General features: G+C 43.2%; 13 protein-coding genes and 1 pseudogene. 4 read left to right on the top strand and 10 right to left on the bottom strand.

All coding sequences use genetic code 11. The features are described 5' to 3' along the window. Nucleotides 1-182: 182 nt before the first annotated feature. On the top strand, nucleotides 183-515 hold the full coding sequence (locus UYI_RS0128755; RefSeq protein WP_016870146.1) for a hypothetical protein: 333 nt from the start codon (nucleotides 183-185) through the stop codon (nucleotides 513-515). 7 nt (nucleotides 516-522) lie between these two features. Here the strand turns inward: UYI_RS0128755 and UYI_RS33670 are convergent, their stop codons facing one another. The 6 genes from UYI_RS33670 to UYI_RS0128725 form a co-directional block, all read right to left on the bottom strand. Then, entirely contained in the window at nucleotides 523-756 is a 234-nt protein-coding gene (locus UYI_RS33670; protein WP_016870145.1) for a hypothetical protein, read from the bottom strand. Between the two features lie 6 nt (nucleotides 757-762). Beyond that, the gene (locus UYI_RS0128745) at nucleotides 763-1257 is read right to left on the bottom strand and encodes a hypothetical protein (RefSeq protein WP_016870144.1); all 495 of its coding nucleotides are present in this window, start codon (nucleotides 1255-1257) and stop codon (nucleotides 763-765) included. Nucleotides 1258-1668: 411 nt separating this feature from the next. Further along, the gene (locus UYI_RS0128740) at nucleotides 1669-2925 is read right to left on the bottom strand and encodes a M20 metallopeptidase family protein (RefSeq protein WP_016870143.1); all 1257 of its coding nucleotides are present in this window, start codon (nucleotides 2923-2925) and stop codon (nucleotides 1669-1671) included. Between the two features lie 54 nt (nucleotides 2926-2979). Further along, nucleotides 2980-3687: a dethiobiotin synthase gene (bioD, locus tag UYI_RS0128735; RefSeq protein ID WP_016870142.1), complete on the bottom strand. Its 708-nt coding sequence runs from the start codon at nucleotides 3685-3687 to the stop codon at nucleotides 2980-2982. Between the two features lie 57 nt (nucleotides 3688-3744). Further along, nucleotides 3745-4941 carry an RNA-guided endonuclease InsQ/TnpB family protein gene (locus tag UYI_RS33665; protein ID WP_085948363.1) on the bottom strand — a complete coding sequence of 399 codons (1197 nt, stop codon included), beginning with the start codon at nucleotides 4939-4941 and terminating at the stop codon, nucleotides 3745-3747. A gap of 209 nt (nucleotides 4942-5150) precedes the next feature. Beyond that, nucleotides 5151-6911, bottom strand: coding sequence for a serine/threonine-protein kinase (locus UYI_RS0128725; RefSeq protein ID WP_016870141.1), 1761 nt, complete (start codon nucleotides 6909-6911; stop codon nucleotides 5151-5153). Between the two features lie 635 nt (nucleotides 6912-7546). Between UYI_RS0128725 and UYI_RS0128715 the strand changes: the two genes are divergently transcribed. After that, nucleotides 7547-8563: a ribose-phosphate pyrophosphokinase gene (locus tag UYI_RS0128715; protein ID WP_009756683.1), complete on the top strand. Its 1017-nt coding sequence runs from the start codon at nucleotides 7547-7549 to the stop codon at nucleotides 8561-8563. Nucleotides 8564-8690: 127 nt separating this feature from the next. Here the strand turns inward: UYI_RS0128715 and blaOXA are convergent, their stop codons facing one another. The 4 genes and pseudogenes from blaOXA to UYI_RS0128695 all read right to left on the bottom strand — a co-directional run bounded on the left by blaOXA (nucleotide 8691) and on the right by UYI_RS0128695 (nucleotide 11333). Beyond that, nucleotides 8691-9557 carry a class D beta-lactamase gene (gene blaOXA / locus UYI_RS0128710; RefSeq protein ID WP_016870139.1) on the bottom strand — a complete coding sequence of 289 codons (867 nt, stop codon included), beginning with the start codon at nucleotides 9555-9557 and terminating at the stop codon, nucleotides 8691-8693. Nucleotides 9558-9704: 147 nt separating this feature from the next. Beyond that, nucleotides 9705-10280 (bottom strand): HD domain-containing protein, encoded by a 576-nt coding sequence (locus tag UYI_RS0128705; protein ID WP_016870138.1) that lies wholly within the window; start codon nucleotides 10278-10280, stop codon nucleotides 9705-9707. Next, nucleotides 10280-10426 (bottom strand): annotated as a pseudogene (lepB, locus tag UYI_RS35385) (signal peptidase I); the annotation flags it as partial. The gene UYI_RS0128705 and the pseudogene lepB, both read right to left, overlap by 1 nt. Nucleotides 10427-10883: 457 nt before the next feature. Continuing rightward, nucleotides 10884-11333, bottom strand: coding sequence for a helix-turn-helix domain-containing transcriptional regulator (locus UYI_RS0128695; RefSeq protein ID WP_235148039.1), 450 nt, complete (start codon nucleotides 11331-11333; stop codon nucleotides 10884-10886). A gap of 355 nt (nucleotides 11334-11688) precedes the next feature. On the opposite strand from UYI_RS0128695, the gene typA reads away from it, so the two are divergent. Beyond that, the gene (gene typA / locus UYI_RS0128685; RefSeq protein WP_016870134.1) at nucleotides 11689-13479 is read left to right on the top strand and encodes a translational GTPase TypA; all 1791 of its coding nucleotides are present in this window, start codon (nucleotides 11689-11691) and stop codon (nucleotides 13477-13479) included. Between the two features lie 118 nt (nucleotides 13480-13597). Continuing rightward, the gene (locus UYI_RS0128680; RefSeq protein ID WP_016870133.1) at nucleotides 13598-14161 is read left to right on the top strand and encodes a Uma2 family endonuclease; all 564 of its coding nucleotides are present in this window, start codon (nucleotides 13598-13600) and stop codon (nucleotides 14159-14161) included. The last annotated feature ends 5 nt before the right edge of the window (nucleotides 14162-14166 follow it).

Genomic DNA, 14166 nt, shown 5'->3' with positions numbered 1-14166 from the left:
AGTTTTTTTCCAACGTCTAGAACCCTTGATTCTTTTGGTTTTATTTGGCGCACGTTTGCGACGCAAAGCTTTAGATTTTTGCTTGATTTGTACTTCTGCTTTTTGGGTAAATCTTGGGTTTTCTAACTCGGTAAATTCTTCTCCATTGTAAAGAGTTAGGGCTGTTTCAGTACCTAAATCAAATGAATGCTACATTAACAAAAGCAATTAAATCATCTTCAGAAGAAACTGTTTTAAATGCAATAGAGGCATTCAAAGAAGCAATGGCTGGTAGCAACATTGAAAAGCCAGGGGCATGGCTAAAAAAAGCTATAGAAGAAGGTTGGATCAAGAATGAAGAAATTAAACAACAATCTGAACTAGATATTTTTAAGGAATGGTACACGTTAGCCTACAAGAAAAAGTTAGTTCTTGCCAGCCAAAACACCAAAAATGGTATCATTGTTTACACAGTAGACGAACAGTGGATACCTTTCCCAGAGATGTTGGTCAAGTACCCACTATCAACGTTGTAGAAAATATTCACAACGTCAAATGCTTATATGATAAACGTTGTGTACGTTGTGGGTTAGATAAGTATAGAGGGATGGGGAATTTCGCGGTTTTAGTTAAAGCTTCCCAATCCCGATTTACCCGACGATTTTTGGCTACTACCAACCAACTGCTTTCTATCTCAAATAATGCAGGAGCCGTCAGTTTAACTTCTGGCGGCTCCACATTCTCTACTATTGGATTTTCTGGGGGATTATCTGACATACTCTCTCACACAGCACTCCCGGCAGGTGGTTTGGTTAATGGTACTTCATCAGTTTCGGCACTAAAAGCTGTTGCCAGTTCAGGACTAGCGATCGCAATAGCACTTTCATGCCATTCATGGATGATCGCGTCAATCATCTCCCATGCTGTGGTTGAAGAATCTATCAAACGAAAAGCCTCAGTTAGCTCCTTGATAAACTCTTGCAGATCATCTTCTTCAAACACGCTCAACCATCCATAAGGATGCTCAAAGCCGATTTCTTTCCCTAGTAATAGAGAAAAAGCGACAGTTAATACTTCAAAAACAGCTTTACTTTGAGTAGCTGCCTTCACCAGAGAAGTTACTTCCTCCCGGCGCAACAACGCAAAAGACTGATCATTACGAGTAATTGTCACTGGACGTTCCAAAGCTTTGTCCAGAACTCGCCCAGGCTGACGATTTAACTCAGTGGCAGTAATTAGCTCATCTGAGTAGATATTACCGAAAGTGCCGATAGACATAGGTTACGCGTTTTAGTCAACGCCGATTTCATAAAATCAATATTTATCTACGTATAATTGTACGTACTATTCATCAGGGGTCAATAGGGATTAAAACTCGCTTGCGCTGAAACTATCTCTCTTAAAGCATGAGAGATTTTTAAATTAGATCAAATGCAGTCTAAGTAAGCAAAAATTAAGCACGGAGTTGTTCTGATTTCTCAAAGTGCTTTATTTATGATGGTTTTAGTAGCCAATGTTGCCTACCTTTCTTGCACAGTCGAGGCTGGGCGGCAGAAAGCCCTAGCCTACGGGAGGACTGCACCTACAGGCTGGTCTGAAGAGAGGAATGATACCATATTGAAACCCGCGTAGGCGGGTTTCGTATGTGTAGTCGCGATTTCCAATCGCCGGGGCTTTTTTCTGAGACATTTATTGATTCAAAAACCTATCCACACACCGAACAAACATCTCCACACCCATCGCCAACGCTGTTTCATCAAAATCAAAACGGGGATGATGATGAGGATAAGCTAAATTCTTCTCTGGATTAGCAGAACCCAAGAAGAAATAACAACCAGGTACTTCTTGCAAAAAGTAGGACATATCCTCACCGCCCATTGTTTGACATTCCGGTACAATACCCACGGGCGTTTCTACCACTTCTTCGGCAACCGATCGCACTAGTTCCGCCATCCCTGCATCATTAATTGTAGCTGGGTATAGTTCCGAGTACTGAAAGTCATAATTAGCACCATAACTTTGGCAAACTCCAGCAATAATTTGCTCGATCCTTTGGGAGAAAAAACCCCGCAATTCTGGATTAAAGTACCTGACAGTACCACTCATCCTTGCTGTATCTGCAATCACATTGCACTTTGTCCCTGCATGGAGTTCGCCGACTGTCACCACTGCTGAATCAATCGGATTGACGTTACGAGCTACTATTGTTTGTAGGGCGTTGACGATTTGGGCTGCAACTACTACTGAATCTACAGTTTGATGAGGCATTGCACCGTGTCCGCCTTTGCCAAAAATGGTGCAGTCAAAGGTTTCTACAGCTGCCATTAATGCACCCGCACGCACACCTACTGTCCCTAAAGGCAAATTATTCCACAGGTGCAAACCGATAATGGCATCCACATCAGGGTTTTTCAACACCCCAGCATCAATCATTGGTTTTGCGCCTCCTGGCCCTTCTTCGGCTGGCTGGAAGATCATTTTCACAGTCCCGGCAAAATCTTGACGATGCTGCTGGAGATAATAAGCTGTACCAAGAGCGATCGCAGTATGTCCATCGTGTCCACAAGCGTGCATGATCCCATCATGTTGGGAATGGTAGGGTACTTCGTTTTGTTCGAGTATGGGTAAAGCGTCCATATCCGCCCGGATCGCCAAAACTTTCGATTTTGGATTTTGGATTTTAGATTTTGGATTGGATGCTTCTGGTTGTTTTTCACCGCGGATAATCGCAACGATACCAGTCTCAGCAATCCCAGTTTGATGCTCAATTCCCCATTCTTGTAATTTCCCACAGACAAATTCAGCAGTGAGTTTTTCTTGAAAACCGAGTTCTGGTTTTTGATGTAACCTGCGTCGCCACTCCACTAATTGGGGTTCCAATGAACGAATCGACAGGCGAACGCGAGATAAGTCAACATTGGTAGAGTTGGGAAAGGTCGAAACCATTTTCTTTAAATTACTGTCGGTTATTTATATTGTGAAATTGTCATTTGTCATTCGTCATTTGTTCTTTGCTAATGACTGATGACTCATGACTAACAAACGCTCTAAATCTAAGTCTGACGCTACTTGTGCTAGTTTGTCTAACTCGGCTGGATCTTCCAAATAGGGCAAACAGCCTAAAACAGGGGTATTTGTCAAAGACTGAATTAAATCTGCTGGTGTCCAGTTGGCGATTTCTTCATCTGTGCGGGGTTGGATGCAATTTAGAACAATTCCTACCAGCTGGACTCGTGTTTGTCTTGCTAATGCCACATTTGCTACAGCTTGAGCGATCGCACCTAATCTCACTGGTACGACTAACACCGTAGGTATACGCCATTCACCTGCTAAATCTGCTACCGTTAATTCCTCAGTTACAGGTGAGCCTAATCCACCCAAAGCTTCTACTAAAACAAAATCTCGACGTTGACACAAGGCTGTGTAAGCTTGCCAGACTACTGCTAAATCTACGTGGCGATTTTCTCTAGCAGCAGCAATTGGGGGGGCTAGGGGTGCTTGAAAATACAAAGGTGTGATTTCCTCAGCAGATTGTTCCAAGCTAAATAGCTGTTGATACCATTCGCGATCGCCCACTCCTGATTGGATGGGTTTCATAATACCCAAGCTACGGGCAGAACAATATTTTTGCCAATAGGCTGCTAATGCTGTGGTTAAAACAGTTTTGCCTGCTTCTGTGTCTGTTCCTGTAATTAGTAGTGCGTTCAATTGTAGTTAGTTGGTTGTTGCTAGTTGATTGTTGGTAGTGGTACACAGTTAAGTAAACTACCCGACGCTGACCCTAGCAGGTACAGCGCGGGCTTTCAGTAGCCCTCCAGTTATCTCACAAGACAACCAGGAACCTCCAGGCTGGTTTACAAGCAGCCCGATTGATTGAATGTTTTTCGCACCATTGAAATCAGCGTCACCATGCCAACCGCAATGACCGCACTTGAACCCCTTACCACTTCGATAGGACTTATCGGGGTCAGGATGAATGTGCAGGCATTGATGGCAGGTTTGCGACGTATAGCGAGGATTGATGGCAACAACTTTCACCCCTGCACTCAAAGCCTTGTAGCCGATAAACTGTCGCAGTTGGTGAAAAGCCCAACTATTGCTGCGTCTTTGTTCTGTTTTGTTGCGAGGCTGTTGGTTGGTGCGCTCTCGGATTCCCGTCAAATCTTCCAGTGCAATACTGGCTCCGATGCTTTTTGCTGTTTCAATGATGCGTCTAGAAACATTGTGATTGATCCAACTTTGGAAGCGACGCTCACGACCAGACAACCGTTGCAACAATTGTCTGCATCGTCTGCGAGAACTGCGTGTGCCCTTACTGGCTTTGTGTTGGACCTTAGCTCTCAAGTTGGCAAAGTGGTCACGAACTTTGGTTATATCCCGTCCATCCCAGTGTTGCCCAACAGATGTGTGTGCAATGTCTGTACGTCCCAAATCCACACCCAAAACCTCATCTCCATCTTGCGGCTGTGGTGGTTCCGACTCCAGACAAATCTGGATGTAATAAGAACCATCCTGCCGCTTGACCAAGGTTGCAGATTTGGGGTTGGAATCCTTGAGCATCCCTCGCTGGTAGTTGCCAATTGCCAATTCAAACCGCTCACGACCGTCAACAGTGGTGAGCGAAACTGTCCAGTCCTTCTCTCGAAAACAAAAGATTCGAGCGTCATAGGTGACAAAGCCAGCCTTGAACGCTTTCACTGGACGATTCTTTTGTTTAGCGACTTTGCGAGAACCTGCTACTCGCCTGCATACCTGTTGAGCCAAATTACTCGACAAGCCAAACCGAGCGCGAACCTCGTAATAGCAGAGGGATTGCAGCTTTACCGCATTAACTATCTTCTTTGGCGTGTTCTGGTTGACCCAGTTCAATGCCTGCACAAAAGCATCCAACGTCGCATCCAGTTTTGCGGCTTGCAAATCAGACACCTTGAGCTTGCAGGAGATAGTCAGAACTTGATTCATAGCCCTATTGTATCTCATCAGAATTTGGAGTACAACCGTATGCCGATAAATTATTTGGCTGACTTCGCATTCGCTACCTCAGCCGCGCATTCCTCTCGACGCTCGGCTTCGCTCCTTGCGCGAGGCTCCTGCTGATTTAGCTGAATTTATATATTTTTCACTAACGCCAATAATACTGCTTTAACCAACAACAACCAACCACCAACTACTCATCTTCTTGGCAAAATGTCTGTGGGATTGACATCTGGGTTAGATGTGTCATCACTAGGCTGATTATTTTGATTTTGGTCAGGAATAGGTATAAATGGAGTATCGGTGGGTGTTGCTGTTGGGGTGTCGATGGGTGTTTCTGTTGGGGTTTCTGTAGGTATTTCTGTTGGGGTTTCAGTAGGTGTTTCTGTAGGTATCTCTGTTGGAATTTCGGTGGGGGTTTCGGTAGGTGTGGGCTGAGGTGGGTTTTCTAATTCTATATTGAGGTTATAGTCGCTTTCGGAACTTCCTGGAGATAGAGTTAAGTCGATCGCATATTTTCCACTAACAGGTAAAGTGCCTTGGTAAAAAGTGGTATTCTGAGCAGAAGCTTCAACTGGTTCTTCATTTGGGTCTAAAACTGTTAATACAACACCCCTTTCTTGCGCCAGTACCGCAGTTAAGGTTTGCCCTTCCTTACCCCGGAAAGTGTAGCGGATGGTTTGATTGCTTGGGATTGTACCCTCAACTTGGGTTGTGCCAGATGTATCTAAACTCAGGGGTCTACTTATAATTGTCGGCTCGTTGGTGGTAGGTGTAACTGTCGGTGTGGGTGAAGTTGTAGAACCGTCAGGAACCACTGGAGAAGGGAAAGTTTGGGTTGGGACTTCAGTTGGTTGTGGTGATGGTGTACCACGAAGAGTACGCACTAGTGCCCAAGAGCCAATTCCTGCTATACTCACTACCCCAACAGTAATTAATCCAATTGCCAACGGGTTATCCAAAAATGACCTGGTAGCAGGTTCTGGAATTGTGTGACCTGGTGTACCAGGTGCAGATGGTGATGCTGGTTCAGGACGACGACCAACCGGGACTGTTTGTACGTTGGATAACCCAGGATTGGGTGCAACTGGCATAGAAGCTGGAACTAAGGGTGTTTGTTGTCCACCAGATGCTAATGCTTGGGCTACTTCTGTTGCGCTTTGGAAGCGATCGCCTGGTCTAAAGCTCAACATCCGATTTAAAATTTGCGCAAAGTGTGGACTTAGTGTTACCCAACGTTGCCAATTCCAACTCAGGAGATTTTCATCAAATAATTCTTGAGGTTCTCTGCCAGTTAGTAATACGATTGCGGTAACTGCCAGTGCATATAAGTCACTACTGGGATAAGCTTGTCCTGTTTGCATTTGCTCACTGGGGGAATAACCCAATTTTCCAACATAGGTTGCTGGTGCTGTCGGATTACCAGCCTGCAATCGTGTTGCTAGTTCTTTTACTACCCCAAAGTCAATTAAAACTGGCTTATTATCAAGATCACGTAAAATAATATTGTCTGGTGAGATATCGCGATGAATAATGCCTCGACTGTGAAGATGTTCTAAAACAGGTAACAAAGAGCGCATCAACTGCAATACTTCTTGTTCTGTGAACGCACCACCAACAGTCTTACGCTCATCGAGCAAAGTACGGTAGGTTTTCCCGGCTACATAGTCTTGCACTAAAAACAATCGCTGGTCTTGTTCAAATCTTTCCCGGAATTGCGGTACTTGTGGGTGTTGGATTTGATACAAAATCGTTGCTTCTCGTAGGAAAAGCTCTTGTGCTTTCTGCCAAGCAACAGGGTCTATTGTGTTAGGAATTAATTCTTTGATGGCACAAAATTCGTTAAAGCGCCTTTGGTCTTCTGCCAGATAGGTTCTACCAAATCCTCCCTGACCAAGAATTTGAATAATCTTATAACGGTTTTGCAGAACAGTACCAGCTGAAATTGGTGGTTGCATCTTTTAGTTAATAGAGTGTAACGGCACTACTCGGAGGAACTCACCCGCAAAAAATCATACCCAACAGTTGCAGTTTGTCAACTGCTGTATTTGTACGTATATTAAAGTAAATTCCTAACAAACTTGCTCATAGTCTATTTTCACACTCATTTTCCAGTACAAAATAGTAAAAAAGATAAAAAAATTACTATTTTAGTTCCCGTTGCTTTTTGAGCTTGTTGCTCATTTCTTTTTCCTTGGTGATGGAAAACCATCTAACAAGTCTGCTAATGTATTAATTTGCAGCTAGTATCATAGAAGATTCAGCCGTCCATAATTGATTCATTTATAGGTGTTCTTAACGATTACTAAGTAAACTAGAATAGTCTTCTCCTATCTCTGTGAATAGGGTGCATAAAAGTTAAGTAGTTCATCAAACAAATCTATTTAGACTTGGGTTTTTTTAGAGCAAACTAAAAATCCCGACTACAGGTGTGAGCTAGTAAGAGTGTGTTTACCACAAAAACAAAAAAATTAGAACCTTGTAGTTTCATGGAGGTATGTATCAAGTTTTTATAAAAGCTTCAACAAAACTCACAGATGTTTTTTCGGACTATTGCTCTTAAACAATCTAAATATCTGATGATAATATTGCCATGAATGCACATCGAGGATCTGCTGTGCTAAGTACCGCAACTTTCAAACTGCCATCAACTACAACAGGAATAGCTGAAAACCATCGCCTGCGGCTGTTCTCTGGTTCTGCTAATGTACCCTTATCTCAAGAAGTAGCTCGCTATTTGGGCATGGACTTGGGGCCAATGATTCGCAAGCGATTTGCGGATGGAGAGCTTTACATTCAAATTCAGGAATCGATTCGGGGCTGTGATGTTTATTTAATTCAACCCTGCTGTCAACCTGTAAACGATCATTTGATGGAATTACTCATAATGATCGATGCCTGTCGTCGAGCCTCAGCCCGACAAGTCACAGCAGTAATTCCTTATTATGGCTATGCCCGTGCTGACAGAAAAACGGCAGGGAGAGAATCAATTACTGCCAAGCTAGTTGCAAACCTGATCACCCAAGCAGGTGCTAATCGCATTCTGGCAATGGATTTACATTCAGCCCAAATCCAGGGATATTTTGATATCCCCTTAGATCATGTTTATGGTTCACCAGTAATCCTGGATTATCTGGTTAGTAAAGAACTGTCTGACATTGTGGTAGTTTCCCCGGATGTTGGCGGTGTGGCAAGAGCAAGAGCATTTGCAAAAAAGCTGAATGATGCTCCCTTAGCCATTATTGATAAACGTCGTCAAGCTCACAACGTCGCTGAAGTGTTGAATGTCATCGGTGATGTGAAGGGTAAAACAGCAGTGCTGGTAGATGACATGATTGATACTGGCGGCACAATCACAGAAGGAGCCAAGCTACTCCGTGAAGAAGGAGCGCGTCAAGTATACGCCTGTGCTACCCATGCGGTGTTCTCCCCTCCTGCGATTGAGCGGTTGTCAAGCGGTTTGTTTGAAGAGGTGATTGTCACCAACACAATTCCCATTCCCGAAGGCGATCGCTTCCCCCAATTACAGGTGCTTTCAGTGGCGAATCTTTTAGGAGAAACGATTTGGCGGATTCATGAAGATAGTTCAGTAAGTAGTATGTTCCGCTAATACCAAAAATACTGTCATCACCGTTACGATTTTGCAGAATGCCGCAGGCTTTTTTTGCCTGCGCTAGCTGAATTTATATATTTTCAGGGTGTTATCTTTTTTACCAATGCTGAGAGCGATCGCTAGACTACAGTAAGCCTAAATCTTTGAGGCTGCGTCGTGTGATCTCAATCCGCAGAGGTGCATCTGAAGGTTTACGCATGTCTATTGTCGTTGCGAAAAAATAGACATTTTTGTTCTGTTCTAGATAACCCACAAACCAGCCCAATTCTGGTTTAGTACTGTCAAGCCATCCTGTTTTACCCCGCAATGTATATTCTGGAGTCTGTTCGCGCACCATAATGTCTTTAACTAGATCCATTGTCCGTTGCGAGAAGGGCAGATTGTTTCGATATAATCTTTGTAAAAATTGAATCTGGGCTTTCGGTGTAATTTCTAATGGACCCTGCAACCAGAAGCGATCAATATCTTCAGTATTACCAATCTGACGATTACCGTAGCCTACTTGATCAATAAATTCTTGCATTCGTTTATGTCCGGCTCGACGTGCCAACACTTGATAAAACCAGACAGTAGAATCTTTGAAGGCTTGACGTAAATTCGTATCGTGATTCCATTCCTCAATTGGGCGTTGAATTCCATCCCAAGTAAAAACAGCTACATCATCTGGTATGACACCCGTTTCTAACGCCACCATTGCATTGAAAATTTTGAACGTCGAACCAGGAAGCATTGCTGTGGCGTTACGCTGAGGATTGTGTTCATAAGTGCGGTTTTTGTTCAAGTCGTAAATTAAGATTGAGCCTTCTAGTCCTAATTCCTGAAAGTGTCTTCCTAAATTTGGTGCTTGAGCCGTAACTGTATTTGGACGTTCAGGCAAGGTGTAATTATTTTGAGCAAGAACACGAACACCAAAACTAATCGTCAGCAGTAAGACAAAACAACCAATCACAGTCAAAAGAACAGAACGCGATCGCCACAGACGAAACAGCATTTTTTCCCCTCACAAATTGCGTCTTATCAATTATCACTGTTGCCACTAACAGAAAAACTATCTGCGTCATCTGTGTTTATCTGTGTACATCGGTGGTTGATTTTTCAAACGACTGCGGTCATTGCGATAATTCACAGCAAACGTAAATTACCTATCATCTTTTGCTACCACCCTCTCCAACTCCGAAACTACCCGTTCTAATTCTGCAAAAATTGGACTAGAACCAGTTTGGTAAAAAGCATTTACCAATGCCCGATAATACCAAAGCGTACCTGCTTTACCACCTTGAAAACGTTGCCAAAGCGATTCGCCCAAAATCCGATAATCCTTGAGAATTGACTGGGCATTGTGCAGTTTATCAGCCGCACTCACAAGTAACACAGAAGAAGAAGCACTAGGAATATGAGCAATGTATGCTTCTTTACGTTCTCGCCACGGCGGTTTAGGTGTAGTATCGGCATCCGTACAACCATCGACAATTGCAGTTACATTATCGCCAAAGCGACGACGAATTTCTTCCCGCGTAGCAGCACCACCTTGATCCTCGACTGCATCATGTAAAAGTGCAGCGATCGCTTCATCCTCATTTGCCCCATATTCTAGGGCAATACTAGCAACACCCAACAGATGAGCAACGTAGGGAACACCTGAACCTTTGCGAACCTGGTTTGCGTGGAGTTGGGTAGCGTAGATAAGGGCTTGGGTAAAGCGTTCTGATAACATTATTCAATTGTACCAATGCGATCTAGGGGGAAAACTCTTTTATAGACTTTACCAATGATATTCTCACGGGGGACAACGCCCCAGCAACGACTATCATAACTACTATTACGATTATCACCCATTACCAAATAAGAATTAGCAGGTATAGCCTAAACAGATAAATACATTGCCTGGAGGGCTGAGTATTTGCCAAAGTCCTATGATGTAGAGAGCGATGTAAAAGAATATTAGAAAATAACCTTTTAATTTTTTGCCAGAATATATTTGTCCAATACCTGGAAATAAACTAGATAGATTTACCGCTAGCCACGGTTCTTTATTAGACATATTTTTTTGGAATGAGTTTTCACAGACTATAGCATTTCTAGATCACTTGTGAGAGACAAGATCCCCGATCAATCTTGCAAAGTCGGGGATCTTGGTTTTGCGATTCTCATAAATTTAGATAGTATTGCCATATCATAAAATATACCAGATAAATAAAGGTGCGTTACGGCTGTTGCCTAACGCACCCTACAATTTACGTTTGATTAAATTGGGCTAATTAATATTAAGTTAAAAAGAAGCATCGCTAGTTTATCTTTTACACAATTTATAAAATTACTAAACAGTTAATTTCGAGTCGTTAGCATTATGATTAACGCAATCATCTGTATTTTCAGCAACAGTCACAGTGAGTTTTAATCCTAAATTATTGAGCCATTCCCCCAGATGATAGATCGCTTCACTTCCTGGCTGTGAGAGCAATTCATCTAGTTTTTCTTGATATTGTTTTACTTGTTCTGGTGTCATGCCATTTTGTTCACCGAGTGCCTCTGCTACATTACTTAGTGCCAATTTAATTAATCTCGGGTCGAGTGCTTCATCTTCTTCTAACTCCATATGAGTTTCTATATAGAGAGCAGCATAACTTGGATCTTTAAGACGTGAGATTAAGTCATCAAAATAACTATCACTAGTTGGCATTTTCTTGGCTGACATTTTCTCTATTCCTAGAGAGATCGCTGCGATCGCAAAAAAGGCAAAGGGAAAAGAAAAAAGAGCAGAGAGCAAAAGGGCAAAAGTATCAAGGGCTACTAAGCCCTCGGCGCAACGAAACAGACAACCCGAAACCCGACGTCGAGGAAGTCCTTGACTGGGTTGACCCTGAAACGATAGTCAGATATGTGGTGAAAAAATAATTTTTTCAACACCAAGACACTAAGACACCAAGAAATTTTCATCTTCCTGCTACCAGGCGTACGAGCCTAAAGCTTTTTCGTTGCCTTGGAATAATTTAGATTACGATAGAATTGTAGAATTGTTAAGGCTTATTTACAGAATCTGTACATTCCCTCAAATTCTGTTAAAGCAGTCCACCACTATATATAAACTGTAACCCCTTTTAAAGTACTGGAACGCGCTTATTATGACGCTCCCAATCCGTAACGTCGCTATTATCGCCCACGTAGATCACGGCAAAACAACCCTCGTTGATGCTCTCCTCAAACAATCCGGCATTTTCCGTGAAGGGGAAGACGTTCCGGATTGCGTCATGGACTCCAACGCCCTGGAAAGGGAACGAGGCATTACTATTCTTTCTAAGAATACTGCTGTTAAGTACAAAGAAACGCTGATCAATATTGTTGACACTCCCGGACACGCTGATTTTGGCGGCGAAGTGGAACGGGTACTTGGCATGGTTGATGGTTGTATCCTGATTGTGGATGCCAATGAAGGCCCCATGCCTCAAACTCGCTTTGTGTTGAAGAAGGCATTAGAAAAGGGACTCCGCCCGATTGTTGTAGTCAATAAAATCGATCGCCCGCAAGCTGATCCCTACGGTGCAATTGATAAGGTATTAGACTTGTTCCTAGAACTAGGTGCAGATGAAGATCAATGTGATTTTCCCTATCTGTTCGCCTCTGGTTTAAGTGGCTATGCCAAAAATGACTTGGATGACGAACCCAAGGACATGCAACCCCTATTTGATGCAATTCTGCGCCATGTTCCACCACCAGTCGGTGATGTCAACAAGCCACTGCAACTGCAAGTCACTACCCTCGATTATTCTGAATATCTGGGACGGATTGTCATTGGTAGAATCCACAATGGCACAATCCGCATGGGACAGCAAGCGGCTTTAGTTACAGAAAACGGTAATATTGTCAAAGCTAAAGTCACAAAATTGATGGGCTTTGAAGGCTTGAAGCGGGTAGAAATGGAAGAAGCCTCTGCTGGTTATATTGTGGCAGTGGCTGGTTTTGCTGATGCTAATATCGGTGAAACAATCACTGATCCTAATGAACCCCAAGCTTTACCACTAATTAAAGTTGATGAACCGACGTTACAAATGACCTTTTGGGTAAATGATTCGCCCTTCGCTGGTCAAGAAGGAAAACTGGTAACATCTCGACAAGTGCGCGATCGCCTTTTCCGGGAATTGGAAACTAACGTCGCCCTCCGCGTCGAAGAAACTGACTCTCCCGATAAATTCCTGGTTTCCGGTCGTGGTGAATTACACTTGGGTATCTTAATTGAAACTATGCGCCGTGAAGGCTACGAGTTCCAAGTATCTCAGCCACAGGTAATTTACCGGGAAGTTAACGGTCAACCCTGCGAACCTTACGAACTTCTAGTACTGGACGTTCCCGAAGATAGTGTCGGTAGCTGTATTGAACGCCTCGGACAACGTCGCGGTGAAATGCAAGATATGCAAGTTGGTGGTAACGGACGCACCCAACTAGAATTTGTCATTCCCGCCCGTGGTTTAATTGGATTCCGGGGTGAATTCATGCGGATGACACGGGGCGAAGGGATTATGAACCACAGTTTCCTAGATTACCGTCCGCTCAGTGGTGATATTGAAGCCCGCAACAAAGGTGTGCTGATTGCTTTTGAAGAGGGTGTTTCCACCTTCTATGCAATGAAGAACGCTGAAGATAGAGGTGTATTCTTTATCACTCCCGGCACAAAAGTCTACAAGGGTATGATTGTCGGTGAACACAACCGTCCCCAAGACTTAGAATTAAACGTCTGCAAAACTAAGCAGCTTACCAACCACCGCGCTGCTAGTGGTGATGAGTTAGTACAGTTGCAAGCACCAGTGGAAATGAGTCTGGAACGTGCGTTGGAATACATCGGGCCAGATGAATTGGTGGAAGTTACACCCAAATCAATTCGTCTGCGGAAGATGGCGAAGAAGTTGGCAAAACGTTAATTAACAATAAATTATCTGTGGAGGCGTGCTAATAGCACGTCTCTATTTTTTTGTCTGATCAGAATTTGTACAATGACAAATACAAGCTGTGCGACTGAAGATATTGAGGAAAATAACAATGGTGCAAACACCTAATCAAGTCCTCACACTAGAAGAATTTCTTAAACTGCCAGAAACAGAACCTGCTAGCGAGTATATTGATGGGCGTGTAATCCAAAAACCAATGCCTCAAGGAGAACATAGTGCAATTCAGACGGAATTAGCGCCTGCGATTAACTCTATATTGAAACCAAAACAGATTGCAAGAGCTTTTTCAGAACTGCGTTGTACATTTGGTGGACGCTCAATTGTACCTGATATTTGTGTGTTTACTTGGAGCAGGATTCCTCGTAAAGAAAATGGTGCAGTTGCTAATACTTTCTCACTCGCTCCAGATTGGACAATTGAAATTCTTTCACCTGATCAAAGTCAAACGAAAGTCACAAAAAATATTTTGCACTGTTTGAAGTACGGAACTCAAATGGGATGGTTAATAGATCCAGCAGAAGAACTGGTGTTCGTATATCTGCCGGCTCAACCAACAACTTTTTATGATCAACCAGAGGTACAATTACCAGTACCAGAATTTGCCAAAGATTTTTGTTTAACTGTGGAAAATCTGTTCAGTTGGTTACGAGACTAAAAGAA

The sequence above is a fragment of the Fischerella muscicola PCC 7414 genome (assembly GCF_000317205.1).
GTDB lineage: Bacteria > Cyanobacteriota > Cyanobacteriia > Cyanobacteriales > Nostocaceae > Fischerella > Fischerella muscicola.
Note: the sequence above shows the minus strand (reverse complement) of the source record. Positions and strands in the feature narration are given on the sequence as shown.